At 66.8% G+C, this 26,045-nt stretch carries 26 protein-coding genes and 1 pseudogene; 23 read left to right on the top strand and 4 right to left on the bottom strand.

The window, feature by feature from the left end; translation table 11 throughout:
• Nucleotides 1-14: 14 nt before the first annotated feature.
• The 12 genes and pseudogenes from IMZ29_RS08235 (at nt 15) to IMZ29_RS08185 (ending at nt 13,220) form a co-directional block, all read left to right on the top strand.
• The gene (locus IMZ29_RS08235) at nt 15-1,733 is read left to right on the top strand and encodes a methyl-accepting chemotaxis protein (protein WP_216182659.1); all 1,719 of its coding nucleotides are present in this window, start codon (nt 15-17) and stop codon (nt 1,731-1,733) included.
• Nucleotides 1,734-1,752: 19 nt separating this feature from the next.
• Nucleotides 1,753-2,598 (top strand): CheR family methyltransferase, encoded by an 846-nt coding sequence (locus tag IMZ29_RS08230; RefSeq protein ID WP_216182656.1) that lies wholly within the window; start codon nt 1,753-1,755, stop codon nt 2,596-2,598.
• Between the two features lie 8 nt (nt 2,599-2,606).
• Nucleotides 2,607-3,203 (top strand): annotated as a pseudogene (gene cheD, locus IMZ29_RS22660) (chemoreceptor glutamine deamidase CheD); the annotation flags it as partial.
• Nucleotides 3,204-3,281: 78 nt separating this feature from the next.
• The gene (locus IMZ29_RS22655; protein WP_253206966.1) at nt 3,282-4,352 is read left to right on the top strand and encodes a protein-glutamate methylesterase/protein-glutamine glutaminase; all 1,071 of its coding nucleotides are present in this window, start codon (nt 3,282-3,284) and stop codon (nt 4,350-4,352) included.
• 46 nt (nt 4,353-4,398) lie between these two features.
• The gene (cheY, locus tag IMZ29_RS08220) at nt 4,399-4,788 is read left to right on the top strand and encodes a chemotaxis response regulator CheY (RefSeq protein WP_216182652.1); all 390 of its coding nucleotides are present in this window, start codon (nt 4,399-4,401) and stop codon (nt 4,786-4,788) included.
• Between the two features lie 25 nt (nt 4,789-4,813).
• Nucleotides 4,814-5,461 (top strand): protein phosphatase CheZ, encoded by a 648-nt coding sequence (gene cheZ / locus IMZ29_RS08215; RefSeq protein WP_371820169.1) that lies wholly within the window; start codon nt 4,814-4,816, stop codon nt 5,459-5,461.
• A gap of 103 nt (nt 5,462-5,564) precedes the next feature.
• Complete coding sequence (locus IMZ29_RS23255; RefSeq protein ID WP_216182650.1) at nt 5,565-6,317, top strand: response regulator transcription factor; 753 nt, start codon at nt 5,565-5,567, stop codon at nt 6,315-6,317.
• Between the two features lie 166 nt (nt 6,318-6,483).
• Nucleotides 6,484-7,626 carry a flagellar biosynthesis protein FlhB gene (gene flhB / locus IMZ29_RS08205; RefSeq protein ID WP_216182648.1) on the top strand — a complete coding sequence of 381 codons (1,143 nt, stop codon included), beginning with the start codon at nt 6,484-6,486 and terminating at the stop codon, nt 7,624-7,626.
• Complete coding sequence (gene flhA, locus IMZ29_RS08200; RefSeq protein WP_216182646.1) at nt 7,623-9,740, top strand: flagellar biosynthesis protein FlhA; 2,118 nt, start codon at nt 7,623-7,625, stop codon at nt 9,738-9,740. Before flhB ends, flhA begins: the two co-directional genes overlap by 4 nt.
• Nucleotides 9,737-12,238, top strand: coding sequence for a flagellar biosynthesis GTPase FlhF (gene flhF / locus IMZ29_RS08195; RefSeq protein WP_216182644.1), 2,502 nt, complete (start codon nt 9,737-9,739; stop codon nt 12,236-12,238). Before flhA ends, flhF begins: the two co-directional genes overlap by 4 nt.
• On the top strand, nt 12,235-12,570 hold the full coding sequence (locus IMZ29_RS08190) for a hypothetical protein (protein ID WP_216182642.1): 336 nt from the start codon (nt 12,235-12,237) through the stop codon (nt 12,568-12,570). The genes flhF and IMZ29_RS08190 overlap by 4 nt, the downstream gene beginning before the upstream one ends.
• Nucleotides 12,564-13,220, top strand: a complete 657-nt coding sequence (locus tag IMZ29_RS08185; protein WP_216182640.1) for a MinD/ParA family ATP-binding protein — start codon at nt 12,564-12,566, stop codon at nt 13,218-13,220. The genes IMZ29_RS08190 and IMZ29_RS08185 overlap by 7 nt, the downstream gene beginning before the upstream one ends.
• Nucleotides 13,221-13,281: 61 nt before the next feature.
• Here the strand turns inward: IMZ29_RS08185 and IMZ29_RS08180 are convergent, their stop codons facing one another.
• From IMZ29_RS08180 to flgA, 3 genes are all read right to left on the bottom strand, one after another.
• The gene (locus IMZ29_RS08180) at nt 13,282-13,728 is read right to left on the bottom strand and encodes a flagella synthesis protein FlgN (protein WP_216182638.1); all 447 of its coding nucleotides are present in this window, start codon (nt 13,726-13,728) and stop codon (nt 13,282-13,284) included.
• Nucleotides 13,725-14,003 carry a flagellar biosynthesis anti-sigma factor FlgM gene (gene flgM, locus IMZ29_RS08175; RefSeq protein ID WP_253206959.1) on the bottom strand — a complete coding sequence of 93 codons (279 nt, stop codon included), beginning with the start codon at nt 14,001-14,003 and terminating at the stop codon, nt 13,725-13,727. Before flgM ends, IMZ29_RS08180 begins: the two co-directional genes overlap by 4 nt.
• 91 nt (nt 14,004-14,094) lie before the next feature.
• On the bottom strand, nt 14,095-14,781 hold the full coding sequence (gene flgA / locus IMZ29_RS08170) for a flagellar basal body P-ring formation chaperone FlgA (RefSeq protein ID WP_216182636.1): 687 nt from the start codon (nt 14,779-14,781) through the stop codon (nt 14,095-14,097).
• Between the two features lie 197 nt (nt 14,782-14,978).
• Here flgA and flgB point away from each other — a divergent pair, with 197 nt between their 5' ends.
• The 11 genes from flgB to flgL all read left to right on the top strand — a co-directional run bounded on the left by flgB (nt 14,979) and on the right by flgL (nt 25,174).
• On the top strand, nt 14,979-15,392 hold the full coding sequence (gene flgB, locus IMZ29_RS08165; RefSeq protein ID WP_216182634.1) for a flagellar basal body rod protein FlgB: 414 nt from the start codon (nt 14,979-14,981) through the stop codon (nt 15,390-15,392).
• A 12-nt stretch (nt 15,393-15,404) separates the two neighbouring features.
• A complete protein-coding gene (gene flgC, locus IMZ29_RS08160) occupies nt 15,405-15,821 on the top strand; it encodes a flagellar basal body rod protein FlgC (RefSeq protein WP_216182632.1) in 417 nt (138 codons plus the stop codon).
• Nucleotides 15,822-15,835: 14 nt separating this feature from the next.
• On the top strand, nt 15,836-16,504 hold the full coding sequence (locus tag IMZ29_RS08155; RefSeq protein ID WP_216182630.1) for a flagellar hook capping FlgD N-terminal domain-containing protein: 669 nt from the start codon (nt 15,836-15,838) through the stop codon (nt 16,502-16,504).
• Nucleotides 16,505-16,519: 15 nt separating this feature from the next.
• Nucleotides 16,520-17,806: a flagellar hook protein FlgE gene (flgE, locus tag IMZ29_RS08150; RefSeq protein WP_216182628.1), complete on the top strand. Its 1,287-nt coding sequence runs from the start codon at nt 16,520-16,522 to the stop codon at nt 17,804-17,806.
• A 3-nt stretch (nt 17,807-17,809) separates the two neighbouring features.
• Nucleotides 17,810-18,565 (top strand): flagellar basal body rod protein FlgF, encoded by a 756-nt coding sequence (locus IMZ29_RS08145; RefSeq protein WP_216182626.1) that lies wholly within the window; start codon nt 17,810-17,812, stop codon nt 18,563-18,565.
• 22 nt (nt 18,566-18,587) lie between these two features.
• Nucleotides 18,588-19,373, top strand: coding sequence for a flagellar basal-body rod protein FlgG (gene flgG, locus IMZ29_RS08140; protein WP_216182624.1), 786 nt, complete (start codon nt 18,588-18,590; stop codon nt 19,371-19,373).
• Entirely contained in the window at nt 19,373-20,086 is a 714-nt protein-coding gene (locus tag IMZ29_RS08135; protein WP_216182622.1) for a flagellar basal body L-ring protein FlgH, read from the top strand. Before flgG ends, IMZ29_RS08135 begins: the two co-directional genes overlap by 1 nt.
• Nucleotides 20,087-20,131: 45 nt before the next feature.
• Nucleotides 20,132-21,232, top strand: coding sequence for a flagellar basal body P-ring protein FlgI (locus IMZ29_RS08130; protein ID WP_216182620.1), 1,101 nt, complete (start codon nt 20,132-20,134; stop codon nt 21,230-21,232).
• A gap of 10 nt (nt 21,233-21,242) precedes the next feature.
• The gene (gene flgJ, locus IMZ29_RS08125; RefSeq protein WP_216182618.1) at nt 21,243-22,193 is read left to right on the top strand and encodes a flagellar assembly peptidoglycan hydrolase FlgJ; all 951 of its coding nucleotides are present in this window, start codon (nt 21,243-21,245) and stop codon (nt 22,191-22,193) included.
• Nucleotides 22,194-22,271: 78 nt separating this feature from the next.
• Nucleotides 22,272-23,936 carry a flagellar hook-associated protein FlgK gene (gene flgK / locus IMZ29_RS08120; protein ID WP_216182616.1) on the top strand — a complete coding sequence of 555 codons (1,665 nt, stop codon included), beginning with the start codon at nt 22,272-22,274 and terminating at the stop codon, nt 23,934-23,936.
• 11 nt (nt 23,937-23,947) lie between these two features.
• A complete protein-coding gene (gene flgL, locus IMZ29_RS08115) occupies nt 23,948-25,174 on the top strand; it encodes a flagellar hook-associated protein FlgL (protein ID WP_216182614.1) in 1,227 nt (408 codons plus the stop codon).
• 85 nt (nt 25,175-25,259) lie between these two features.
• Here the strand turns inward: flgL and fliR are convergent, their stop codons facing one another.
• Nucleotides 25,260-26,045: a flagellar biosynthetic protein FliR gene (fliR, locus tag IMZ29_RS08110; protein WP_216182612.1), complete on the bottom strand. Its 786-nt coding sequence runs from the start codon at nt 26,043-26,045 to the stop codon at nt 25,260-25,262.

Below are 26,045 nucleotides of genomic sequence, written 5' to 3'. Positions count from 1 at the left end.
CCCGGACGGCGACAATGAAACTGAGAAAAAAGACAAACAAGGCGACACAGACCAACGCGGGTCCGCGCCCGCGCGGCTTTTCCGTGAAAGCCTCGCTGATGCTCGTGCTGGTGCTCTTCATGGGCCTGCTGCTCGTCGTGGGCGGCATGGCCGTGGTCTTCCTGCAGCAATCCTTCAAGTCGCTCGAGGAGCTCGAGTACGTCAACGGTCGTGCGAGCGAGGCGAATTCCATCAACGCGTCGCTGCAGAACGCCCGGATCGCCCTGCTGGCCTCGGCCCGCGAGCGCCAGGAGAACGACGCGCGTGCGGCCGAGACGTTCGTGAACAACGCCAAGGCCTCGGTCGATCAGGCCAAGAAGACGTTTGCGCAGTTCCAGGCCAATCCGCTGCAGGATGAAGTGGGCCGTCCGCTCTACATGAACGTGCTGCGTGCCTACCGCAGTTACATCGACGATGGTGTGGACACCATGGTGGATGCGCTCGCGTCCGGCGACTACGCGAGCTTCTACATGATCAACACCGAGTACGGTCAACCGCGGGGCGACGCGTTCGTGGCGGCGATCGGGCGGTTCGTGGCCTACATCGACCAGTACCGGACCGATCTGCAGACCACGGCTGCCGGCAATCGCGATCTCGCGATCGCCGCCGTGGGCGGTGCCATCCTTCTGGGCCTGCTGCTCACCATCTTTGCCCGGATGTTCCTGGGCCGTCGCGTGCTGAATCCGCTGAAGCAGGTGGGTGCGCAGTTCGACCGCATCGCCGCGGGCGATCTCACCTCGCGCGTGGAGGTGAAGAACCAGAACGAGATCGGGCAGCTGATGCTCGCCTTGCAGCGCATGCAGCAAGGGCTGGGTCGTACCGTGCTCACGGTGCGCCAGGGCGTGGAAGAGATCAACTTCGGCTCGCGTGAGATCGCTGCGGGCAACTCGGATCTGTCCAGCCGGACGGAAGAGCAGGCCGCCTCGCTGGAAGAGACCGCCGCGAGCATGGAGCAGCTCGCTGCCACCGTGAAGCAGAACGCCGACAATGCCCGTCAGGCCAACAAGCTCGCGGCCAGCGCCTCAGGCACGGCCGTGCAGGGTGGTGAGGTGGTCGGGCAGGTCGTCGAGACGATGGCGAGCATCGCCGGCAGTTCACGCAAGGTCACCGAGATCATCTCGGTCATCGACGGCATCGCCTTCCAGACCAACATTCTTGCGCTGAACGCCGCCGTGGAAGCCGCCCGCGCCGGCGAGCAGGGCAAGGGCTTCGCCGTGGTGGCAGGCGAAGTGCGCAGCCTCGCCCAGCGCAGCGCGCAAGCGGCCAAGGAGATCAAGGAGCTCATCCAGACGTCAGTCACGGAAGTCGATCGCGGCAGCGAGCTCGTGGCCCGCGCCGGTGCCACGATGCAGGAAGTGGTCAATGCGGTGCAGCGCGTGACGGACATCATGGGCGAGATCTCCGCCGCCTCGGACGAGCAGTCCAGCGGGATCGAGCAGGTCAACCGCGCCGTCACGCAGATGGACGAGGTGACCCAGCAGAACGCAGCGCTCGTCGAGCAGGCTGCTGCAGGCGCCGCCTCGCTGGAAGAGCAGGCGGGCCGTCTGCAGGCCGCGGTGGCCGCGTTCAAGGTGAACGAGTCCGAAGTCATCGACGTGGCGGCGCAGCAGTCCCTGCGCGGTGCGGCGTCATCCCGGTCCGACACGGGTCCCGGGGGGCTGCCCGGGGGGCTGACCCCGGCATTGGCTGGCTGACCTCACTGAGACTGGCACCATGTTCGACGCTGTCGTCGCACCAGGCGACACCCATATCGAGCGGCAGTTCGCCTTCACCGAGGCGGACTTTCGCCGGGTCCGCGCACTCATCCATGCGCGGGCCGGCATCTCGCTTGGCGAGCACAAGCGGGAGATGGTCTACAGCCGGCTCTCGCGTCGGTTGCGCTCCCTGCGCCTGACGGATTTCGACAGCTACCTCTCGCCGCTGGAGGCGCGTCCCGATGCGCCCGAGTGGGAAGCCTTCGTCAATGCGCTCACGACCAATCTGACAGCGTTCTTTCGCGAGCCGCATCACTTCCCCGTGCTCGCGGAGTACGTGGCCAAACTCAACCGGCCGGTCAATGTGTGGTGTTCGGCTGCCTCCACCGGCGAGGAGCCCTACACCATCGCCATCACGCTGCTCGAGGCGCTCGGGCGACATGCGGCGTCGAGCCGCGTGCTGGCCACCGACATCGACACCCAGGTGCTCGAGCGCGCGCGCGCCGGGGTGTACCCGGCCGAGCGGGTCGCCAAGATGGAGCCTGCACGCCTGCAGCGCTTCTTCCTGAAGGGGCGGGGGCGACAGTCCGGCATGGTGCGCGTGCGCCCGGAAGTGGCCGAGCTCATCACGTTCGAGCCGCTCAATCTGCTGCACGAGCGGTGGGAGCTCGACAAGCCATTCGACGTGGTGTTCTGTCGCAACGTGATGATCTACTTCGACAAGCCCACGCAGGCCCAGATCCTGCAGCGGCTTGCGCGCTGGACCGTCAAGGGCGGCCTTCTCTTTGCCGGCCATTCCGAGAACTTCACCTACGTCACGCAGGATTTCCAGCTGCGCGGGCAGACGGTCTACGAGCGAGTCTAGGTGTCGGCATGACTGAGGATATCAAGGCCTTGGCCACCCACCGCCACTACGACAGCCGGTTCGGCTGCGATGTGGTCAAACTCCTGCCCAACGAGTATTTCGTCACCCGCGAGCCGATCGTGCTGAGCACGGTGCTGGGCTCCTGTGTGGCGGCCTGCCTGCGCGATGCGCAGGCCGGTCTGGGCGGCATGAATCACTTCATGCTGCCCGGCAGCGACGAGCCCGACCGCATCACCTCCGCCTCGATGCGCTACGGGGCGTTCGCGATGGAATTGCTCATCAACGAGATGCTGAAGGCCGGCGCCCGGCGTGAGCGGCTCGAAGCCAAGGTGTTCGGCGGCGGCGCGGTCATCGACCAGATGCGCCAGCTGAACATCGGCGAGCGCAATGCGCAGTTCGTGCTCGAGTACCTCGCGCTCGAACAGATCCCGGTGCTCGCCCAGGACCTGCGCGGCGTGCATGCGCGGCGCATCAATTTCTTTCCCCAAACCGGCAAGGTCCTGCAGAAGAAGATCGTGTCCGAGCGCAGCGACGAGGTCGTCGCGCGTCGTGAGCAGGCGCTGCGCGAGGCGCTGCCCAAGGTCATGCCTGCTCCCCGGGTGGAACTCTTTGGCGCCGGCCAAGCCATCGTCTGCCCCGCGTGTCGAGTTGTTCGGCGTGCCTGCGAAGAAGGAAGCTTCCTGATGTCTCTGTCTGCCTCCCGAAAGATCCAAGTCCTCTGCGTGGATGATTCGGCCCTCGTGCGTGGCTTGATGACCGAGATCATCAATGGCCAGCCCGACATGGAAGTGGTCGCCACGGCGCCCGATCCGCTGGTCGCGCGCGAGCTCATCAAGCGCCACAACCCGGACGTGCTGACGCTGGACGTCGAAATGCCGCGCATGGACGGCCTGGACTTCCTCGAAAAGCTCATGCGGTTGCGGCCGATGCCGGTGGTGATGGTGTCCTCGCTCACGCAGCGCGGCTCGGAGATCACCTTGCGCGCGCTGGAGCTGGGCGCAGTGGACTTCGTAGCGAAACCCTCGCTCGGCATCCGCGATGGCCTGATGGAGTACGCGAACCTCATCGCGGACAAGATTCGCGCGGCCTCGCGCGCGCGTCCGCGCGCCGTCACGGCACCGGTCGCTCCTCCCGCGCAATTGAAGCGGCCGCTCTCGAGCACGGAGAAACTCATCATCGTGGGCGCCTCCACCGGCGGCACCGAAGCCATCCGCGCGCTCTTGCAGCCGCTGCCGCCCGACACGCCGGGCGTGCTCATCACCCAGCACATGCCGGCCGGCTTCACGCGCTCGTTCGCCCAGCGGCTGAATCAGGTGTGTGCACTCACGGTGGCCGAGGCCACGCATGGCGAGCGCGTGCTGCCGGGACACGCCTACATCGCACCGGGCGACATGCACATGCGGCTTGCCCGCAGCGGGGCGAACTACGTGATCGAGCTGGACCAGGGGCCACCCGTCAACCGTCACCGTCCCTCCGTGGATGTCCTCTTCGATTCTGCGGCCCGCGTGGCCGGCAAGAACGCCATCGGCGTGATCCTCACCGGGATGGGCAAGGACGGCGCCCACGGCATGCTCGCCATGTACGAGGCCGGCGCCCGCACCCTCGCGCAGGATGAAGCGAGTTGCGTCGTCTTTGGCATGCCCCGAGAAGCCATCGCCACCGGGGGCGTCAATGAAGTCGTGCCGCTGTCGGGCATGAGCGAGCGTGTGCTCGCCAATCTCGCCGCCTTCGGCGAACGCGCCAACCGAGTTTGATTCGTGGCGGGTCTGCCCCGCCACCTTATTTCTGGAGCAATACCCCATGGTAAGCAAGAGCCTCAAGATCCTGGTCGTCGACGACTTCCCGACCATGCGCCGCATCGTGCGCAACCTGCTCAAGGAACTTGGCTTCGAGAACGTGGACGAGGCCGAGGACGGCCAGATGGCCCTCGACAAGCTGCGCAACGGCAGCTTCGAGTTCGTGGTCTCGGACTGGAACATGCCCAATCTGGACGGCCTGTCGATGCTGCAGCAGATTCGTGCCGACCCGAACATGTCCAAGCTGCCGGTCCTGATGGTGACCGCCGAGGCCAAGAAGGAGAACATCATCGCGGCCGCGCAGGCCGGCGCCAACGGCTACGTCGTCAAGCCGTTCACCGCCGCCACGCTCGAAGAGAAGCTCAACAAGATCTTCGAGAAACTCGGCCAGTAAGGGCGCGCGCCCACAGGAGACCATCGTGACCCAGGACCAAGCCGGCATCTTTCAACTGAACTCGCCGGAAGCGGCCGACGACCTGTTGATGCGCATCGGTCAGATGACCCGGATGTTGCGCGACAGCATGCGCGAACTCGGGCTGGACCGTGCCATCCAGGAGGCCGCCCAGGCCATTCCGGATGCGCGGGACCGCCTGCGCTACGTGGCCAACATGACGGAGAAGGCCGCGCACCGCGTGCTCAACGCGACCGAGGTGGCGCAGCCCATCCAGGAGAAGCTGGCCAGCGACGCGAGCGCGCTCGACGCCCGGTGGCAGCAGTGGTTCGACAAGCCACTGGAACTGCCCGAAGCCCGTGAACTGGTGGACGACACCCGCGGCTTTCTGGGCAGTGTGCCGCAATCGGCACGGGCGACGCAGAGCCAGCTCATGGAAATCATGATGGCGCAGGATTTCCAGGATCTCACCGGACAGGTCATCATGAAGATGATGGACGTGATCGGCGCGATCGAGAGCGAGCTCCTGCAGGTGCTGCTGGACAACGTACCTCAGGAGAAGCGTCAGGAAGCCCAGGGTCTGCTTAACGGGCCGCAGGTCAACCCGCAGAAGGCCGGCGACGTGGTGACGGGGCAGGACCAGGTCGACGATCTGCTCGCGAGTCTCGGGTTTTGAGTTCGCCGCACCGATGGCGGGGGCCCCGACGGGCTGGATGCCAGGCACGGCAGCGCCTTTTGTGATTCGGGTGGCGTTTCTCACGCCAGACGTGCAGATGCGCGTGAGCCTCTTCACGGCGCTCACGCCGTTCGGGTTCGAGGTGTCTGCTGCCGAGTCGCCGGCAGAGCTTGGCACCATCCTGGCCCAGCGAGCGGTCGATCTGTGCGTACTGCACGCGGGTGCGGCACCGGAAGCGGTGCTCACCACCGTGGCGCGTCTGCGGGCGCGCAGCACGGTGGGCATCGTGGTGCTCACCGATGCGGCCCAGGCCGACGTGCGCGTGCATGCCCTCCTGACGGGCGCGGATGCCTGCGTGAATCTGCCGCTGGTCGCACGGGAGCTCGCCGCGGTGATCCTTGGGGTGAGTCGCCGCCTGGGCGCAGCACCCGCCGCGCAGGGCATTCTCGCGCCGATCCCGTCTTTCGGCGCCGAGCGTGGCATGGACATGGGCGCAGACGACGCATCCGCGTCGCGTCAGCGGCAGTGGTGGCTCACGACCGACGACTGGGTGCTCGTGTCGCCCTCGGGCGTGCAGCTGGATCTGAGCCAGGGTGAGCGCAGCCTGATCGCGTCGTTCGCCGAGGCTGCGGGCGACGTCGTCTCGCGCGATGCGATCGCCCGCGCGATCGACGGCGCCGCTCGCGCGGGCGAGGCGGGGGAAAGTGGCACGCACCGCATCAGCATGGTCGTGAGCCGCCTGCGCAAGAAGGCAGCGCGCGCCGGCGTGAGGTTGCCCTTGCGGGTCGTGCGCGGCACCGGCTACGAATTCTACGAGCGACTCACGCGCACCGGCATTGCCATGGTGCCCGCCTAGTCCCGAGGGCGCGAGCGGGCCCTTTCAGGCCGATCCCGGGAATTGTCTTGCATTGGGCGGCTTGTTCCCGCCATCGGCCGGCCGCGAGGCGGCCTAGAATCCGGCGCAGTACCTTGGCGGCCCGATGCCGCCGCGCCCGCGCGAGCGGGCGGCGCCCGGAACCCGCATGGCCGACGACAGCGACCTCGAGAAAACAGAACCAGCCTCAGAGCGGCGCCTGGAGAAGGCGCGCGAAGAAGGCCAGACGCCGCGTTCGCGCGAGCTGGTGACGTTCATGATGCTGCTGGCGGGCGTGGCCGGGCTCTGGCTTGGTGCCGACTGGATCCGCAGTGGTCTCACCCAGGTTCTGCACCATGCGTTGGCCTTCGATGCCCGTGTCGGGTTCGATACGCGGGTCATGCTGGAAGGTGCGGGAGCTCAGGCTTGGCACGCCTTGTTCACGATGATGCCGATCTTCGGCATGCTGGCTCTCGTCGCAATTGGCGCTTCCGTGGCACTAGGCGGACTGCTCTTTGTGGGCAAACCCCTGCAGCCGGACCTGAACCGGCTGAACCCGATCAAGGGTTTGGGCCGTATCTTCTCGGCGAACACGCTGATCGAGTTGCTCAAAGCGATTGCCAAAGCTTTGCTCGTCGGCACCGTGGCGTTCTTCACACTGCGGCATTTCATTGACGAAATGCTCTCGCTCATGCAGTTGCCGACCGCAGCAGCGCTCGCACAGTCGCTGCGCCTGGTGGCCATCTGCTGTGGCGTGATCGTGGCCTCGCTGGTGCTCGTTGCCGGGTTCGATGCACCCTACCAGATCTGGAGCCACAACAAGAAGCTGCGCATGTCCAAGGAAGACGTGCGTCAGGAGCACAAGGAATCCGACGGCGATCCTCACTTGAAGGCGCGAATCCGCCAGCAGCAGCGCCAGATGGCCCGAGGCCGCATGATGTCCGCTGTTCCCGATGCCGACGTGGTGGTGACCAACCCGACGCACTTCGCCGTGGCCTTGCGCTACGAAGAGGGCAAGTCGAGTGCGCCCCGCGTGGTGGCCAAGGGAACGGGTCTCATCGCCGCGCGCATCCGCGAACTCGCCGCGGAGCACCGCGTGCCGCTGCTGGAAGCGCCGCCGCTTGCGCGTGCGCTGTATCACCACGTCGAAGTCGAGGCCGAGATCCCGGCCTCGCTCTATACCGCGGTTGCGGAAGTCCTGGCTTGGGTGTTCCAGCTACGACTCTGGCGCAACGAAGGCGGCATTGAGCCGTCGCGGCCCACGGCGCTCGCCGTGCCCGCTGAACTCGATACCCGCATGGGAACGGCATGAACGCTTTTTTGTCCGCCTTTCGCGCCCATGGCGCGTCCAACGCCCGGCTGATCGCAGGGCCGCTGCTCATCGTCATGGTGCTTGCCATGATGGTGTTGCCGCTGCCGCCCTTTCTGCTGGACATGTTCTTCACGTTCAACATTGCCCTGGCCATCATGGTGCTTCTGGTGGCAATGTTCACGACCAAGCCTCTGGACTTCGCGGCGTTTCCCTCAGTGCTGCTCTTCGCGACGCTGTTGCGGTTGTCGCTGAACGTCGCCTCCACTCGGGTGATTCTGCTGCATGGACACACAGGGCCTGACGCGGCTGGCCAGGTGATTGAGGCCTTCGGCCACTTCCTGGTGGGCGGCAACTTCGCCGTCGGGATCGTGGTGTTCCTTATCCTCATCGTGATCAACTTCATGGTGATCACCAAGGGCGCCGGCCGGATCGCCGAAGTGGGCGCGCGTTTTACCTTGGACGCCATGCCTGGCAAGCAAATGGCGATTGATGCTGATCTGAACGCTGGCTTGATCGGTGAGGAAGAAGCCCGCAACCGCCGCCGTACGATCGCCGAAGAAGCGGACTTCTATGGTTCGATGGATGGTGCAAGCAAGTTCGTGCGTGGCGATGCCGTGGCCGGCCTCATCATCATGGCCATCACCATCGTAGGCGGCCTCATCGTGGGGATCATGCAGCACGGCATGTCCGCTGGCGACGCGGCGACCACCTATACGCTGCTTACCATCGGTGATGGCCTCGTCGGTCAGATCCCGGCGCTGGTCATCTCCACCGCGGCCGGCGTCGTCGTCTCGCGCGTGGCCACGGACACGGACATCGGCCAGCAGATGGCCAGCCAGCTCTTCTCGAACCCGAGCGTCATCTTCATCACCGCGGGCGTGCTGGGTCTGATCGGCATCATTCCGAACATGCCGCACTTCGCGTTCCTCACGCTGGCGCTCGGAATGGCGGCACTCGGACAAGCCGTGCGCAAGCGTCAGCTCGCCGCAGCCGCGGCGGCGGAAGATCAAGCCCAACCGCAGGCCGCAGCTGCGGCCGAGGTCGCGACGGCTGCAGCGGCTGAAGCGTCGTGGGACGACGTGGCGATGGTCGATCCGCTGGGCCTGGAGGTGGGTTACCGGTTGATTCCGCTCGTCGACATGACGCAGGGTGGCGAGCTCTTGCAGCGCATCCGCAGCCTGCGCAAGAAGTTCGCGCAGGACGTCGGTTTTCTGCCGCCCGTGGTGCATATCCGTGACAACCTCGAACTCAAGCCCGCTGAGTACCGCATCCTGCTCTCCGGCGTGGAAGTAGGGCGCGGGGAAGCGACGCCCGGCATGTGGCTCGCTATTGATCCGGGCGGCGCGAGCGCGCCGCTGCAGGGTACGACCACGACCGACCCGGCGTTTGGTCTGCCCGCGGTGTGGATCGACGAGAGCCAGCGCGACATGGCGCAAATGGCTGGGTACACCGTGGTGGATGCAAGTACAGTCGCCGCCACGCATCTGAACCACCTCATGCACCGCCACGCCGCGGAGCTCTTTGGTCGCACGGAAGTCCAGCAGCTCATCGAGCGCATCACCAAGGATGCGCCCAAGCTCACCGAGGACCTGGTGCCCAAGACGGTCACGCTCACCACGCTGCAGAAGGTGCTGCAGGGCCTGCTGCTGGAGAACGTGCCGATCCGTGACATGCGCAGCATCATCGACGTGCTGTCCGAGCATGCGCCGCGCCTGTCAGCCAACGGCGCGACGCCCGATCCGCAGGAGCTGATCGCGTTGGTGCGCCGCGCGCTGGGCCGCTCGATCACCCAGCAACTCTTCCCCGGGCATGGCGAGATGCGCGTCATCGCGCTCGATGCCCATCTGGAGCGCGTGCTGACCCAGGCCATGGGGGCGGGCGGTGCGCTCGAGCCCGGATTGGCCGAAAGCCTGCTGCGCGAGGCCGAGACCGCCGCGCAGAAGCAGGAAGCCGCGGGCGATCCCGCAGTGCTCATGGTGTCGCAGCCCGTGCGCGCGTCGCTGTCCCGCTTCCTACGCCTGCACCTGCCGCAACTCACGGTGCTGGCCAATGCTGAAGTTCCCGATGACCGCAGTATTCGCGTGACCGCCGTCATGGGCGGCAATTCCCGATGAGCCTGACCCGATTCCTGGGCGCCACCTCGCGTGAGGCCCTGCGCCGCGTGCGCGAGGCGCTGGGCGCCGACGCCATGATCGTCTCCAACCGCGAGGTGGACGGCGGCGTGGAGATTGTTGCCACGAACGACGATGCCGCGGCGGCCGCGGCCTTGCCACCGCCGCCGCGTCGCCCGCTGGGCGAGCCCGGTGCGGCGCCGGCCACAGCACCATTGATACCGGCGTTTGCGGCCCCGACGGCAGCACCCGCGATACCCGTCTCCCCGGCGCCGTCCCGGTTGCAGCAGCTGATCGCGGCGCAGGCCCAGGCAGAGGCCGGGGCCCAGCTCCCGCAGGCGCGCTCTGCGCCGCCTGCCGACGCTGAAGATGCCGACTTCCTGCCGCAGTTCCGCGTGCCGGGCATGCCACCACGCATGCGCGCGCCCGAGCTCGAGGCTGACGGACTCGCCCCTCGGTTCGGCGATATGGCGCCGGCCGCGCAGGCGGCACCGACGCTGCGTCCGACTCGGCCCGAAGCGGCATCCGGCGGCACGCTGCCTGGAAGCCGCGCTGCCGAGGCAGTGGACGATGCCGCTGGCGCCGGCGTCGTGGCAGCCCGGATCACGGAACCGCCGCCGTCCCCGCACCCAGCCTCACCCACGGCACCTGCAGCCATGGCCCCGGCCGCGGCTGCAGCCACGTCCGCATCCATCGCACCCTTCGCTTCGACAGCGCCGGTCCGGGCTCCGATGATGGCGCCCGCAGCCTCAGGCGCTGAGCCTCCTGCCGTGTTGCGCGCCATCGATGCGTTGCAGAATAGCCTCGGTGAGCGCATCGACGGCCTGCTGTGGCGCCAGCAGGCGCCTGAATCCCCCGTTGGCCTGGCGGTCTATCGCACCTTGCTCGGCGCCGGCTTCAGTGCGGCGATCGCACGGGCACTCGCGACCCGCGTGCCGGCGGGCTCGACGCGCGACGATGCCTTGGAATGGGTCCGGCATGAGCTCGCCAAGCGCCTGCCGGTGTCGCATGACGAGTCCGCCATGTTTGCCGTAGGCGGGGTGTTTGCGCTGATCGGGCCCACCGGCGTTGGCAAGACGACCACCACCGCCAAGCTCGCGGCGCGCTGGGTCATGGCCCATGGCGCCAATCGCGTGGCCATGCTCACCACGGACGGCTTTCGCGTCGGGGCGCATGAGCAACTGCGCATCTATGGCCGTATTCTCGGCGTGCCGGTGCTGGCGGTGAACGATAGTGAGCAGCTCCAGCATGCCCTGCGCGAACTGAAGGACAAGCATGTCGTCCTGATCGACACCGTGGGCATGAGCCAGCGCGACCGCAATCTGGCCGAGCAGGCCGCCCTGTTGTGCGCGGCGGGCCGACCCGTGCGCAGACTGCTGCTGCTCAACGCCGCCAGCCATGGCGACACGCTGGACGAGGTCGCACACGCCTATCGCCAGGACGAGGCCGGTGGCCTGTCGGGGTGCATCCTCACCAAGATCGACGAGGCGCGCCAGTTGGGTGCGGCGCTGGACATCGCGATCCGGCATCGTCTGCCCATTCACTACGTGTCCGACGGCCAGCGCGTGCCGGAGAACGTCGCCCAGCCCAATGCGCCCGCACTCGTCGCCCGTGCCTTGTCGGGTGCTGCATCCGCGCTCTTCGCGCCGACCGAAGCGGATCTCGCCGCAGTGTGGGGCCAGGCGGGTCAGGCGCTGGCCCCGGTGACAGACGATCCCGCGCGCCTGGCACGCCGGCAACGTCACCTGCGGGCCGCCCTGGGCGGCCTGGACAGTGGGGGCGACACGGCGGCGGCCCAGCGGCTCACCGAGCTGGCGGCGGATCGTACGACTGGACTCACGCGCCAGGTCTGGCGACATTTCCACGACAACGGCGAAGCCGGTGCGCTGACTGACCTGATGCTGGCGGACGTACGCGATCACGCTACGCAGGCAGCTGGGCGGTACGTCCTCGCCTGGCACGGCCGTGCACGCACCGCGCCCGTGTCGGGTGCCGAGCGGGCCACGCCGGGGTCCGTACTGTGGTCCGAGCAGGGCGCACCGCTCGCTGCGCCCGCCCGTCATCTCGTTACGGCCAACGGCGTCATGGCGACCTTCGCGACGGAAGCGTTGCCGCCGGCCCAGGGCGCGGAGTCCGCCACGGCGCGGGCCGCCTGGCTGGATGACGCCTTGCCGGACCTGCGCCTGGTGCATGGCTTTGACGGCATCTCGGTTGCCCAGGCGCAAGCGTGGCAAGCACATGGCTGGGCCTGGCTGGCCCGCTGTCCTGCGCCGCAGCGTGTGCTGTGGGAAGACACGCGCATCACGGTCGGCGCCCTGGCCAAGCTGCTGGGCTACGCCCCGGCGGGTGAGGTCTGGGTGGGCGACACGGCGTGCACGTGCTGGGTCGGTGGTACTTCGGTGGAACTTGCCGTTCCTGGGCAGTCGCCGCTTGGCCTGCGTCTGGTGTCCATGCGTTGCGTCGATGCCGACGGCAAGCTCCACGCCCAGGCCTGGCGTTGACCAACGTATCCGCCGATGACATCGAGACCGCCCGCGTGGGCCGCTGGCTCAGTCAGGTCGAGGCAGCCCGTCGGGCCGAGCCCTGGCTGCAGACGGCCATCGAGGCCTGCGTGCGGCAGGATGCGGATCTGCCGGCACTCACCCGTAGCCTGCTGGCCGGAGCGCAGCTTGGATTGTCGGCCTGGCATCTGAGCCAGGGCCCGGGCGCCATGGGCAAATCCCTGGGTCTGCCGCAAGGCACCGGGCCCCGCGCCCGCCGGCAGGTGCTGGATCAGATGGTGCGCGTGTTCGGCACGCTGGACATGCACGAGGATGTGCCAGCCGCATGCTGATCGATGACAATGGTTCGCGGGTAGACCAGGCGGCCGGGCTGCGCCGGCTCATGGCTCGGCCCGTTGTCCGCATTCTCGCCATGGTGGATGCGGCGGGCGACACGCTCGTGCATCAGCTCGCCGAGCGACTGGGTGAGCAGGCCTCGCCCAGTCTGGTGGTGACCCCGGCCCTGGGACTCGTCCACCAATACCCCGGCGGTGCGGTACTGCAGGCACAGACGCGCGCGCTCATCCAGGCCGACAGTGCCGATGCCGTTGCCTGGCTCTGCGGCGGGGATGTGCGCTTCGTACTCACGAGTGCGCCTGCGCTGCCGCCCGAGGGCATCGGCGCTTTCGCGAGTGAGATGGTGCTGGTGCTGGATGCAGAATCCCAGCACGAGGTCGCGGCCGGCCTGACGGCTGCCTACGGCACGCTCAAGCAGCTGCATGCGCGTGAACCTGCACCGCGCTGTCACATCCTCGTGCGTGGCGGCCAGGCCGCTGCCGCACCGGCGCTTTTCAGCCGGCTCGAGAGCGTGGCCTCGCGGTTTCTCGGGATGGGATTGGGGTTTGCCGGGCATATCGCCGGACGGGGTGAGCCACGCAGTGCCGTGGCCCACAATGCGCAGGCGGATGTCGCGCGGCGCCTGCTGGCGCTGGCTCCATACTGACAACGGCACTCGGAAAGCGCGCTGGCGGACTGGATAACCCGGCCGCCAGCGCAGACTTTCGTCAGCGGCGTGCGCCGCCGGGGTGCCGGCCGTCCGCGCCGTACAGATCGCTGCCGGTGACGGCGCGAATCGCGCGTTGTGCTGCCTGTGCGCCGCGCAGGTGCGTATGGATCATGTCGCCGTTGCGTTCGTTGAGCGCCTTGGCCATCGTCGCGGCGGACTGCAGCTCGGCCCAGGCAGTGAAAACGTCGGTGTCCTGTGCCGCGGCGGCGTCGCCGCCCGGGTGGCCCGCCACGTAGCCAGCGTGTTGCAGGGCGGCGTCACGGGCTTCGCCCAATGCCAGCAGCGCGTCGGCCGCATCATGCTTGCGCTGGGTCAGCGACTGCATCTCGGCCAACGAGGAACGCCCGGCGAGCGCCAGGCCTTCGTCCTGCAGTAGGTCGATGAACTGATGCACGGCGGCGGTTTCAGCGGCGAGGGCGTCGATCAGGCTGACCGGCGCATTCATTGCGTGAGCTCGCGCACGCTGTCGATCAGACCGTCGGCAATCCGCGAGGCGTCGATCCGCAGTTCGCCATTGCGAATCGCTTCACGCAGGGCCTCCACGCGGGCCATGTCGATGTCGCCGTCCGGCTTGGCCAGGCTGTTCGAGAGTGCACTGAGGGCGACCGGCGCGCCATCCGTCGTGTTGGCCGCCGGGGCCGCGGCGGGGCGGCGGCGCACGTCCTGCGAGCTCGTCGTGTCGGCGTCGGCGTAGGGCACGGCATTCGGTTGGATTTTCAAGGCAATCTCCAGCAGGTGGGCCGGGCAGGCAAGGCGCCAGCCACCGGTATGCTCAGATTAACGGACGCCATGCCGCAAACTTTAGCACCCCTCATAGTGGCACTACGACGGTCGTTGCATCGCGCACGATGCCGCTGACCGTCTGGCCCGAATCCGTGCGCACCTGCACCAGGCTGCCGGGCCCGGCAGCAGCGAGGACCTGGCCCTCGCTGGTGGCGACGAAGCCGGCGCCATTGACGAGCAGGCGTACGCGCTGGCCGCGCTGCACCGCATCGGCGCTGCGCAACGCGTCGGTACGCAACGGGCGTCCGGCGGGTAGGCGACGCGTGGCCACGCTGCCGAGCACGTCGTCTGCGCGCAACAGGGCGTTGGGCGGCAGGGTGAGCAGATCCGCTTCGCGCGTGGCCAGAGCGTCCTGCGTGATCACGTCGCCCACGTCGAGCGTGCGTGCGGTGACGACGTAACGACCCGGCACGGCGATGCTGGCCTGCACGTAGGCCGTCCAGGCCGAGGGCGCCGCGCAGCGCACGCCGATCGACATGCGGGGCCGCAGACGGGTGCCTGGGGCGAGAAACGGCTGGAGCGCGTCGCAGGCGGGCTGGCGGGCCGCGCTCGCCGCATCGACCGTGATCTGCGGCGTGGCGTCGAAATGGGTGGCTTGTTCGCGCAGATAGGCGGCCACGACCTGCGTGACGGCATCGGCCGATTGCAGCGGCGCGGCATGCGCCGAGACGGCGAGCAGCAGCGGCAGGGCGAGGAGGGAGGCTGAACGATGCATGGCGGCACGGGGAATTCGGCTAGCCAGATTGTAGGGAGGGCAGGGGGCCGGGCAACAACCGGATTAAGCCCTCAAACCGGGCTTTGTTCACGGCATTGATGAAGCGGGCACAAACCTAAGATGCGTGCAGTGAAAGAGTCCGCAGGCGCGCCGTCGCCAGCACCACGGTGCCTTTGCCGCACCAGGAGTTCGATGCCATGGCCGACAGGCTGGACAACGCATTTCGGTTTCACCAGCAGGCCCTGGCGTTGCGTTCGCAGCGTCAGGAAGTCCTGTCGGCGAACATCGCCAACGCCGACACCCCCGGCTACAAGGCCCGCGACATGGATTTCGCGAGTGCGCTGCGCAACGCCACCGGCGATTCGCGCGTGCCGCGGCTGCCCGACGTCTCGCTTGCCCTGACCTCGCCGGGCCACATCCCGGCCAAGGCGGTGTCCGCGGGGCCCACGGATCTCCTGTATCGCACGCCGCTTCAGCCGTCGCTCGATGGCAACACAGTCGACATGGACGCCGAGCGCGTGGCGTTCGCCGACAACACATTGCGTTATCAGGCCACCACCACCGTGTTGTCCTCTCGCCTCAAGTCGCTGATGAGCGCCGTCCAACAATAAGGAATCGATCCCATGTCCCTGATGAGTATTTTCCAGGTGGCCGGTTCGGCCATGACCGCACAGTCGCAGCGCATGAACGTGTCGGCGAGCAACATGGCCAACGCCGAGAGCGCGGCCGGCCCCGACGGTCAGGTCTATCAGGCGCGCCAGGTCGTGTTCCGTACCGTGCCGCAGGCTGGCCAAGCCTATGGCCAGCAGATTGGCGGGGTGGAGGTGGCTGCCGTGGTCAACGATACCTCGCCCGCGCGCATGGTGTTCGACCCGCGTCACCCGCTCGCCAACGGTGACGGCTACGTCGCCATGCCCAATGTGAACGTGGTGGACGAGACGGTCAACATGATCGCCGCCTCCCGCTCGTACCAGGCCAACGTCGAAGTGCTGAACACGGCCAAGGCGTTGATGATGAAGACGCTCACCATCGGCCAGTAGGCCGGCTTCCCACCATGACCACCGTCAACACTTCGAACTCTCTCACGGGCGCACTCGGCGCGGCCGCCGGCAGCAGCAATTCCTTCGCGGCCGAGACCGAGGACCGCTTTCTGACCCTGCTCGTGACGCAACTGAAGAACCAGGATCCGCTCAACCCGATGGAGAACGCGGAGCTCACCTCGCAGCTCGCGCAGCTCAGCACGGTCAACGGCATCACGCAGCTGAACAACACGCTGCTCGCGCTCTCGGGCCAGATGGACATCTCGCAATCGCTGCAGGCCACCAGCCTCATCGGCAAGGAGGTGCTGGTGCCGGGCGACAAGATCGCCGTGGGCAACGGCGTGGTCACGCCGCTCGGCGTGGACGTCGTGAGCCCGGCCGCCAACGTGACCGTGAGCATCGTCGACGGCGCCGGCGTGCCGGTGCGCAAGATCGACCTCGGTGCCCAGCCGGTCGGCGTGACGTCCGTCCCCTGGGACGGCAAGAACGATCTCGGCGAGGTGGTGCCGGACGGCGCTTATCGCCTCGTCGTGGCCGCCAAGGATGCCGAGGGCGCCTCGCTCACGGCCGGCGCCCTGACCTGGGGCAAGGTCAACAGCGTGGCGTACGGCGCTGACGGCATGAAGATGGACCTCGGCCTGGCTGGTTCGTTCGGCCTGTTCGACATTCGCAAAGTTCTGTAATCCAAGGAGAGCCACGTGGGCTTCGGACAAGCATTGAGCGGCCTGAACGCCGCTGCGCAAAACCTCGATGTCATCGGCAACAACATCGCCAACGCCAGCACGGTGGGCTACAAGACGGGCAGCATCGCCTTCGCCGACTTGTACGCATCTTCGAAAATCGGTCTTGGCGTGCAGGTGACCTCGATCAACCAGCGCTTCACGACGGGCAACATCGACGTCACCGGCAACCAGTACGACATGGCGATCGACGGCGCCAACGGCTTCTTCCGCCTCGTGAACTCCAATGGCGAGATCGTCTACTCGCGCAATGGCCAGTTCATCAAGGACAAGGAGAACTACATCGTCAACGCGCAGGGCCTGCGCCTGACGGGCTATCCCGCGGACGAGATCAATGATGACGGCTCGATCACGAGCGGCGTCGGCCGAGATCCGGTGGAGTTGATCGTGCCCGTGGGCAACATCCCGCCCAAGGAAACGAGCAAGATTTCCTTCATGCGTAACCTGGATTCGCGCGCTGATGCCATTCCCGACACGGTGCCGTTCAACCCGTCCGTGCCTACGAGCTTCACGAACTCCACGCCCATGACGGTGTACGACTCGCTGGGCAATCCGCATTCGCTGACGCAGTACTACGTGAAGCGTCCGGCGGAAGACGGGCAGAGCCAGTGGGACGTGTACTACACCGTCGATGGCAAGCCGGTGGCGCCCACCACCGCGGCGGGCAACGGCACGGCCGCCACGCCCTACACGGACTGGCAGACAACCGCACGCTTCACGTTCTCGCCTGATGGCCGTCTCACGTCCGACAATAACGTCACGTTGACGATTCCCAACCCGGGCGGCGACAACTCTCCCGCGGCCCAAATGACGGTCGCCATGGACTACACCGGCACCACGTCCTTCGGTAGCCCGTTCACTCAAAACTTCAACCAGGACGGCTTCCAGTCCGGCGAGTTCGCCAGCATTGCGGTAGGCACCACCGGCGAAGTGATCGCCAACTACACCAACGGCGAGACCCGCAACATCGGCACGCTCGTGTTGGCGAGCTTCAACAACGCCACGGGCCTGCAGGCCGTGGGTGGCAACAGCTGGAAGGAGTCGCCGGCCTCCGGTCAGGCCATTCTCGGCCAGCCGGGCAGCAACGGTCTGGCCACGGTCAAAGGCCAGGCCGTCGAAGCGTCCAACGTCGACATGAGCCAGGAACTCGTCAACATGATCATCGCGCAGCGTACCTACCAGGCGAACGCGCAGACGATCAAGACGCAGGACCAGATCATGCAGACCCTGATGCAGATGCGCTAAATCATGGACCGCATCCTCTTCACCGCGGCGGGCGGTGCCTCGCGCACCCTGGAGCACCAGGCCATCGTCACGCACAACATGGCCAATGCGTCGACGGCCGGCTTTCGGGCCGAACTCGCGCACTATCGCTCCGTGCCCCTGGTGGGCGAAGGCCTGCCCACGCGCGTGGGGACGGTGACGGCCACGCCGGGCTCGGATTTCTCGCCGGGCGCCATGCAGACCACTGGCCGGGACCTGGACCTCGCGATTCAGGGCGACGGTTTCTTCGCGGTGCAGGCCGTGGACGGGTCCGAAGCCTACACCCGCGCCGGCGGCCTGCATACGGGCGCCGACGGCACGTTGCAGACCGCGATGGGCCGGCCCGTTCTCTCTGAGGACGGCCAGCCGATCGCGGTGCCCGCGGGCGCACGCGTCACGGTCGGCGTCGACGGCACCGTGTCCGCGCTGGGCGCGGGCGATGCACCCGTAGGGCTGGCTGCGCTGGGCCGCATCAAGCTCGTCGATCCGCCGGTCAACGCGCTCGTGCGCGGTGCGGACGGTCTCTTTCGCACCACGGGCGAGAACGCCGGCCAGCCGCTGCCGCTCGCGCCGCAGGTCAAGGTGGCCAGCGGTGTGATCGAAGGCAGCAACGTGAATCCCATCGAAGCCATGGTCAGCATGATCGACAACGGCCGCCGCTTCGAGATGCAGATGAAGGTCGTGCAGCACGCCGATGCGAACGCCGACCGCGCCAACCGCCTGCTGTCTGCCAACGGCTGACGCAACGCACAGGAGAATTGCCATGATCCGCTCGCTCTGGATCGCCAAGACTGGCCTCGACGCCCAGCAGACCAAGATGGACGTGATCGCGAACAACCTCGCGAACGTCAGCACGAATGGTTTCAAGCGTTCGCGCGCCGTCTTCGAAGACCTGATGTACCAGACGATGCGCCAGCCGGGCGCCGCCGCCACCGACGCCAACCAGCTGCCCACGGGCCTGCAGGTGGGCACCGGCGTGCGCACGGTGGCCACCGAGCGCATCCACACCCAGGGCAGCCTGGAGAACACCGGTGGGAGCCGCAATGTTGCCATCAATGGCCTGGGCTTCTTCCAGGTCGAGATGCCGGATGGCACGCTGGCCTACACGCGTGACGGCTCGTTCGAGACCAACCAGGACGGTCAGCTCGTGACGGCCGGTGGCTATGTCGTGCAGCCTGCCATCAACGTGCCGGACAACGCGCTCGAGCTCACCATCGGCCGTGACGGCACCGTGTCCGTGACGCAGCCGGGCGCAGCTGGCACTTCGGTGCAGATCGGCCAACTCCAGCTGGCGCTCTTTGCCAATCCGGTCGGCCTGCAAAGCGCCGGCGAGAATCTGTACGTCGAGACGGATTCGTCCGGCCCGGCCAATGTGCTCGCGCCCGGCCTGGATGGCGCTGGCCTCGTCCTGCAGGGCTGGGTCGAGACTTCCAACGTCAGCGTGGCCGAGGAACTAGTCAACATGATTCAGACCCAGCGCGCCTACGAAATCAACAGCAAGGCCGTGCAGACCTCCGACCAGATGCTCTCGCGTCTCACCCAGCTCTGATGACTGCCGATCGTTCCGTCACGCGCCGACGTCAGGGCGCGCTGCGTTGGTCCCTGCTGGGTGCCGTCTCGGCCCTGGCGAGCGGCTGCGCCATCATTCCGCCCCCGCCGGTCGTGACCGGGCCGCTCACGGCGCCGCCGCCTGCGCGCGAGATGCCGATGGCCGTACCCAACGGCGCCATCTTCCAGCCCAGCGTGTACGGCAACTACCCACTCTTCGAAGATCGCCGCCCGCGCAATATCGGCGACATCGTCACCGTGGTGCTCAACGAGCGCACCAACGCCACCAAGAGTGTGGCGACCACGACGGCGCGCACAGGCTCCGTGGGGCTCGGGTTCGAAGCGGTGCCGCGCGTGTTTGGCAGCGGCCTCACCGGGCAGGATGCCGAACTCACCGGCAACAACGCGGCCAACGGTACCGGCAGCACCAACGCCAACAATGTCTTCAGCGGCACGATCACCACGACGGTCCTGGGCGTGCTGCCGAACGGGAACCTGCAGGTCGCCGGCGAGAAGCAGATCGCGATCAATCGCGGCAGCGAATACGTGCGCTTCTCGGGCGTGGTCGATCCGCGCTCGATCCTCGGCAACAACACCGTGTCCTCCACTCAGGTGGCGGATGCCCGCATCGAATACCGCAGCCAGGGCGTGATGGACGAAGTCCAGACCATGGGCTGGCTGCAACGCTTCTTCCTCATCGCCTCGCCGATGTGATGCTGTCAGTCCCCGGCATCGTTCCGGGGACGCTTGGAGTGCACCATGAAACGACTCGTCCTCGCCCTTGTCCTGGCCCTGGCCAGTGCGAGCGGCGCCCACGCCGAACGGCTCAAGGACCTGGCCAGCATCCAGGGGGTGCGCGACAACCCGCTGATCGGCTATGGCCTGGTGGTCGGCCTGGACGGCACGGGCGACCAGACGCGGCAGACGCCGTTCACGGCCCAGAGCCTGAACAACATGCTCTCGCAGCTGGGTATCACTGTGCCGCCCGGCACCAACATGCAGTTGAAGAACGTGGCTGCCGTCATGGTGACGGCGACGCTGCCCTCGTTCGCGCGTCCGGGCCAGACCATCGACGTGAACGTGTCGTCCATGGGTAACGCCAAGAGCCTGCGCGGCGGCACCTTGCTCATGACGCCCATGAAGGGCGCCGACGGCCAGGTGTATGCGATTGCCCAGGGCAACCTCGTCATCGCCGGGGCCGGCGCGGCCGCGGGGGGCAGCAGTGTGCAGATCAACCAGCTGAGCGGCGGGCGAATCAGCAACGGCGCCATCGTCGAGCGCGGCGTGCCCACGGCCATTGCGCCAGATGGCCTGCTGTACCTGGAGATGCGCAACTCGGATTTCGGCACGACGCAGAACGCCGTGCAGGCCGTGAACGCGCGCTTTGGCGCCGGCACCGCTGCTGCGATGGACGGTCGGGTCATCCAGGTGCGCGCGCCAATGGATCCGAGCAGCCGCGTGATGTTTCTGTCTGAGCTCGAGTCGTTGCGGGTGCAGCAGGCGCCGGTCAGCGCCAAGGTCGTCATCAACGCCCGGACCGGTTCGGTCGTGATGAACCGCAACGTCACCATCGACGAGGCCGCGGTCGCCCACGGCAATCTCTCGGTGGTCATCAGCCGCGGCGCGGCGGTGAGCCAGCCCGATACGCCGTTCGGCGGTGGCCAGACCGTGGTGGTGCCCACTACCGACATTCAGGTGCGCCAGGAGGGCGGCGCGCTGCAGCGCGTGCAGACCAGCACCTCGCTCGCCGACGTGGTCAATGCGCTGAACGCGCTGGGCGCCACGCCGCAGGATTTGCTCGCCATCCTGCAGGCGATGCAGACGGCCGGCTCGCTGCGCGCCGAACTCGAGATCATCTGACGAACCGATCATGACGCCTGTCACGCCCGATACCTTCTCGCTAGACGTCAACGCGCTCGAGGGCATGAAGCGCCGCGCGCGCGAAGCGCCCAACGACAATGCGCCCGAAGTGGCGCGCCAGTTCGAGGCCATGTTCCTGCAGATGGCGATCCAGCGCATGCGCGACGCCACGCCCAAGGACGGTCTTTTCGACAGCGACCAGACCCGCATGGTGCAGTCCATGTATGACGGGCAGATGGCGCAGGCCCTGGCCAACCCGGGCATGGGACTCGCCAAGGCCTTGCTCGCGCAGATGCAGCGCGGCGGTGGCGCAGGCCCGGATGACGCGGCCGATGTGGCGTTCACGCCGCTCTCGCAGCCTTCGCAAGTCTTCGGCGGCAGCAGCGGCGCCACGGGCGCGCCGCGCCGCCTGGCCGCGGGCGGCCTGATCGACGCCATCCGCGCGAGCGTGGCCGCGACAGATTCGCAGAAGGCCGGCAGCACGGGCGACTGGGGCGAGGACACCCCCGCGCACGTGGCGAGCTTCCTCGACAAGATGGGCGACGCCGCACGCGCCGTGGCCGAAGCCAGCGGCTTGCCGTTGCGCCTCATTCTCGGCCAGGCCGCCCTGGAATCCGGCTGGGGCCAGCGTGAGATCCGCACGGCGGACGGGCGCACCAGCCACAACGTCTTCGGCATCAAGGCCACGGGCGGCTGGTCGGGGGACGTGGCCAACGTCATGACTACGGAGTACGTGAACGGCGCGCCCGCCAAGATGACGCAGCCGTTCCGCGCGTACGACTCGTACGAGCACGCGCTGTCGGACTATGCGCGCCTCATCACGCAGAGCGATCGTTACCGCGATGTCGTCAACGCCCGCGACGAGAACGACGCGGCGCGTCGCATCCAGGCTGCCGGCTACGCCACCGATCCGGCGTACGCGGACAAACTCATCAAGGTGATGCGGCTTTTGCCCGTGTAACCCTAAATTTTTCCGCCTCGGCGCCGTTAATTCATTCGACGCGCCGCACTTGCCGGCTCTCTCCGTAGAAGATCACGCATGAGCTCTCTCTTCCAACTCGGCCGCTCCGGTCTGAATGCTGCCCAAGCAGGCCTGAACGTCACGGGGCACAACATTGCCAACGTGAATACGCAGGGCTTCAGCCGCCAGCAGTCGTTGATCTCCACCGCGGGCGGGCAGGGCTCCGGCACCGGCTACTTTGGCAGCGGCGTCAAGGTCGACTCGGTACGGCGCATCCACGACGGCTTTCTCACCAGCCAGTTCAATAACTCTGCCACGGTGGGCGCTTCGCTCACCACCTACGATCAACAGATCGGCCGCGTGAACCAACTGCTTGCGGATCGCACGGTGGGTGTCTCGCCCGCGCTGTCGCGCTTTTTCGAAGGGGTGCATGCGGTGGCTTCGGCGCCGGCCAGCCCGGAAGCGCGCCAGGAACTCATTGGCCGGTCCAACAGCTTGGTGAGCCAGCTGCAGTCGGCCCAGCAGTTCCTGGATGATCAGCGCGGCAGCATCAATGAGCAGATCGGCACTACGGTCGAGCAGATTAACAGCTATGCGCATCGCATCAGCGATTTGAACGATCGGATCGTCATCGCGCGTGCGAGCGTCTCTGGGCAGCCGCCGAATGACTTGCTCGATCAGCGGGATCAGCTTATTACAGAGCTCAACCAGCTCGTCCGCGTGAGTGTGTCAGAGCAAGGTGACACCTTGAACGTGTCGGTGGGCAATGGCCAGACACTGCTTGCGGGTGGCAAGGTGTTCCCCCTGCAGTCGATGGTGTCTGCCGCGGATCCGACGCGTACAGCCGTCGCATATACCGCGCCGGATGGCACCGTCGTCGAGCTCGGCGACTCGGTCATCGACGGCGGTTCATTGGGCGGGTTGCTGCGGTTTCGTCATGAAACCTTGGACGTCACGCAGAACGAGCTCGGCCGTGTTGCCCTGGGCCTGGCGCTCGCGTTCAATGAACTGCATGGCCAGGGCGTGGATCTCAATGGCACCGATGGCGGCGAATTTTTCTCGGTGGGCTCGCCGGCCGTGCTCGCCAATGCAAGGAATAGTGATCCCGCCCAGACGATCGTCGCTACCTACACCGAAGGGGCTGCGGGCGCGTTGACCCTGTCGGATTACCAAGTCACCTTCGACGGTACGGATTACGCCGTGACTCGCTATCCGAGCGGCAGCGCAGTGACGCTTCACGCTGACAGCGATGCCGCCAACGGCGTGCTCGTGTTTGACGGAATCCGCATCGAGGTGCCGGATACTGGCGATGTCGTCCGAAACGACAGCTGGGTCATTCAACCTACACGCTATGGCGCTCGCGATATTGGCGTGGGAGTAACGGATCCGAACGCCATCGCGGCGGCCGGCCCCGATGGCGGCTCCGCCAACGGTGAGAATGCGCTGGCGCTTGCGGGTCTGCAAACCAAGGGCATCCTCGCCAGCGGTACGGTCAGCATCAATGGCGGCTATGCGCAGCTCGTCAACAACATCGGTGTGAAGACCCAGGCGTCGCAGACGGCCGTGAAGGCACAGAACACGCTGACGCAGCAGAGTTTTGCAGCGCAGCAGGCGGTATCTGGTGTCAACCTCAACGAGGAGTACATCAACCTCGACTTCTACGTGCAGCATTACAACGCCAGCGCACGCGTCATCGAAGTCGCCACCAACATCTTCGACACCCTGCTGGGTCTGCGCACCTGAGGAGCACCACGATGAGAGTCAGCAATCAGATCTCCCAGCAGATCGGTCTGCGCACCATGGCAGACCAGGAAGCCCGCATGCTGCACACCATGCAGCAACTCGGGTCGGGCCGTCGCGTACTTACCCCGGCTGATGATCCGATGGCGGCTTCGCAAGCTGTCACAGTCGCTCAGACGGCGAGCATCAACACGCGCCTGGGTGCCAATCGCGACATCGCGATGCGCAATCTGACAACGCAAGAGCAGGTGCTCGGCGAAGTGACGACCATGCTGACCGGCGTGCTGACACGCGTCGTGGAAGCCGGTAACGGCACCTATTCCGACAACGAACTCAAGGTCCTCGCGAACGAGCTTCGCGAGACGCGGGAAAGCCTGCTGGGCCAGGCTAATGCCACGGACGGCAACGGACAATATCTCTTCTCGGGCAATCGGGGCGATCTCGCGCCGTACGACGCCGCAGGGCGCCTCTCGGATCCGCCGCCGTCGGGGGCTCGATCTGTGCAAGTCTCTCAGACGCGCCAGATGTCCTCGGGCGACCTCGCCACCGATGTCTTCGGTCGCGTCTCGCCGGGGGCGACCGGCTACTACGGTGAGACGGGCTCTCCGTATGCGGGCGCCGTCACGTTCGGCAGCGTGCAGACGGTCGACGTCAAGGCTGCGGGTTATGGTGCGCAGTTGAGCGTGACCTTCACCGAACGCGCCGGCGGGGGATTCGACATCACGGTGCGCGACGTCGCAGCGGATCCGGCTGACCCGGCGGCCTATGGCCCTGCCGAATACACCAGTGGCCAGACGCTGAGCTTCAATGGCGTGCGCGTGGCTTTCAGCGGCGAGCCGGCCGATGGCGATACGCTGACGCTGCAACCGACCGCCTCGGCACAGATCGATCTGTTCGATACGCTCGACAACCTGATCGCCGCTCTGGAAACGGGAAGCACCACGGCCACGGATAAAGCCGCGCTGTCCAATGCGTTGGCTACCGCCAACCGCAAGCTGAACCTGCACCTGGACAACGTACTCACCGTGCGTGCCTCGGGCGGTGCTCGGATGAACGAAATCGACGCCCTCCAAGACGACGGTGACAACCGCAAGCTCAACTACGATGCGCAGCTGATGTCGCTCGAAGAAGTGGACATTCGGGAGGCATCCAGTCAGCTCGCGTCGTACCGTGTCGGCCTGGAAGCCGCGCAACTGGCCTTCATGAAGATCCAGGGTTTGAGTCTGTTCAGCCGCGGCTGACGCAGCGCCTTAGAACTGGTAGAGCACAGGGGCCGCCGCTTAGCGGCCCTTGTGCTTCTGGGCCGCTGCCGTCACGCGCGTGTGCTCAGGGGCGCAAGCCCAGCACGATGCGTTCAAAAGCGCTGAAGGCGGCGCTGAAGAGTCGGTCGAAGAAGGGTGTGGATTGCGGCAGCACGATGGCCAGCATGACCAGGCCTGCCAGCAGTGACAGGGGAAAGCCCACGGCAAAGACCGACAGCTGGGGAGCCGTGCGATTCAGGATGCCCATCGCGAGGTTCATCGTGAGCAAGGCGGTGACCAGCGGCAGCGAGAGGACAAGGCCCAGGGTGAGCACCTGGCCGCTCCATTCGATGAGACTGCCGAACCCGCTGCGGCCGAGGGCCGCGTCGGCGATAGGTAGCACCTCGAACGTGTGCGCCAGCCCGGCGATCAGCATCAGATGCCCGTCCATGGCCAGAAAGATCAGCAACGCGATCCAGTACATCAGACGCGACAGCACGGACGTGTTGGCATTCGTGCCGGGATCGAAGAAGGTGGCGAACGATAGGCCCATCTGCAGGCCGATGAATTCGCCAGCCGTCTGCACCACAGCGAGCGCCATGCGCATGCAAAGACCCAACGCCACGCCGATCAGCACCTGCTGCAGCAAGATCCACATGCCGGCGTAGGAGCCGGGCGAGACGTCAGGCAGGGGACCGATGACGGGTGCGACCACGAGCGTGATCGCAATGCCGATGGCGAGTTTGGCGCGGGCGTTGACCGAGTTCTCGCCGAAGACCGGTGCCGTGGCCACGAGCGCCAGGATGCGCGCGAGCGGCCACAGGAAGGCCGAGATCCAGCCGTACCACTGGGCCAGCGTGAACGAGATCAC

The organism is Verticiella alkaliphila, from assembly GCF_018904615.1.
In the GTDB taxonomy this organism is placed as follows: Bacteria; Pseudomonadota; Gammaproteobacteria; order Burkholderiales; family Burkholderiaceae_B; genus Verticiella; species Verticiella alkaliphila.
Note: the sequence above shows the minus strand (reverse complement) of the source record. Positions and strands in the feature narration are given on the sequence as shown.

What these genes read in the sequence shown, in the direction of transcription:
- flgC (WP_216182632.1), top strand. Translation starts at nt 15,405, where the DNA reads ATGTCCCTGATGAGTATTTTCCAGGTGGCCGGTTCGGCCATGACCGCA.
- IMZ29_RS08180 (WP_216182638.1), bottom strand. Translation starts at nt 13,728, where the DNA reads ATGAATGCGCCGGTCAGCCTGATCGACGCCCTCGCCGCTGAAACCGCC.
- IMZ29_RS08235 (WP_216182659.1), top strand. Translation starts at nt 15, where the DNA reads ATGAAACTGAGAAAAAAGACAAACAAGGCGACACAGACCAACGCGGGT.
- IMZ29_RS22655 (WP_253206966.1), top strand. Translation starts at nt 3,282, where the DNA reads ATGTCTCTGTCTGCCTCCCGAAAGATCCAAGTCCTCTGCGTGGATGAT.
- flhA (WP_216182646.1), top strand. Translation starts at nt 7,623, where the DNA reads ATGAACGCTTTTTTGTCCGCCTTTCGCGCCCATGGCGCGTCCAACGCC.
- IMZ29_RS08230 (WP_216182656.1), top strand. Translation starts at nt 1,753, where the DNA reads ATGTTCGACGCTGTCGTCGCACCAGGCGACACCCATATCGAGCGGCAG.
- IMZ29_RS08135 (WP_216182622.1), top strand. Translation starts at nt 19,373, where the DNA reads ATGACTGCCGATCGTTCCGTCACGCGCCGACGTCAGGGCGCGCTGCGT.
- IMZ29_RS08145 (WP_216182626.1), top strand. Translation starts at nt 17,810, where the DNA reads ATGGACCGCATCCTCTTCACCGCGGCGGGCGGTGCCTCGCGCACCCTG.
- flhB (WP_216182648.1), top strand. Translation starts at nt 6,484, where the DNA reads ATGGCCGACGACAGCGACCTCGAGAAAACAGAACCAGCCTCAGAGCGG.
- flgJ (WP_216182618.1), top strand. Translation starts at nt 21,243, where the DNA reads ATGACGCCTGTCACGCCCGATACCTTCTCGCTAGACGTCAACGCGCTC.
- flgA (WP_216182636.1), bottom strand. Translation starts at nt 14,781, where the DNA reads ATGCATCGTTCAGCCTCCCTCCTCGCCCTGCCGCTGCTGCTCGCCGTC.
- flhF (WP_216182644.1), top strand. Translation starts at nt 9,737, where the DNA reads ATGAGCCTGACCCGATTCCTGGGCGCCACCTCGCGTGAGGCCCTGCGC.
- flgB (WP_216182634.1), top strand. Translation starts at nt 14,979, where the DNA reads ATGGCCGACAGGCTGGACAACGCATTTCGGTTTCACCAGCAGGCCCTG.
- IMZ29_RS08155 (WP_216182630.1), top strand. Translation starts at nt 15,836, where the DNA reads ATGACCACCGTCAACACTTCGAACTCTCTCACGGGCGCACTCGGCGCG.
- flgK (WP_216182616.1), top strand. Translation starts at nt 22,272, where the DNA reads ATGAGCTCTCTCTTCCAACTCGGCCGCTCCGGTCTGAATGCTGCCCAA.
- flgL (WP_216182614.1), top strand. Translation starts at nt 23,948, where the DNA reads ATGAGAGTCAGCAATCAGATCTCCCAGCAGATCGGTCTGCGCACCATG.
- flgG (WP_216182624.1), top strand. Translation starts at nt 18,588, where the DNA reads ATGATCCGCTCGCTCTGGATCGCCAAGACTGGCCTCGACGCCCAGCAG.
- IMZ29_RS08185 (WP_216182640.1), top strand. Translation starts at nt 12,564, where the DNA reads ATGCTGATCGATGACAATGGTTCGCGGGTAGACCAGGCGGCCGGGCTG.
- cheY (WP_216182652.1), top strand. Translation starts at nt 4,399, where the DNA reads ATGGTAAGCAAGAGCCTCAAGATCCTGGTCGTCGACGACTTCCCGACC.
- IMZ29_RS08130 (WP_216182620.1), top strand. Translation starts at nt 20,132, where the DNA reads ATGAAACGACTCGTCCTCGCCCTTGTCCTGGCCCTGGCCAGTGCGAGC.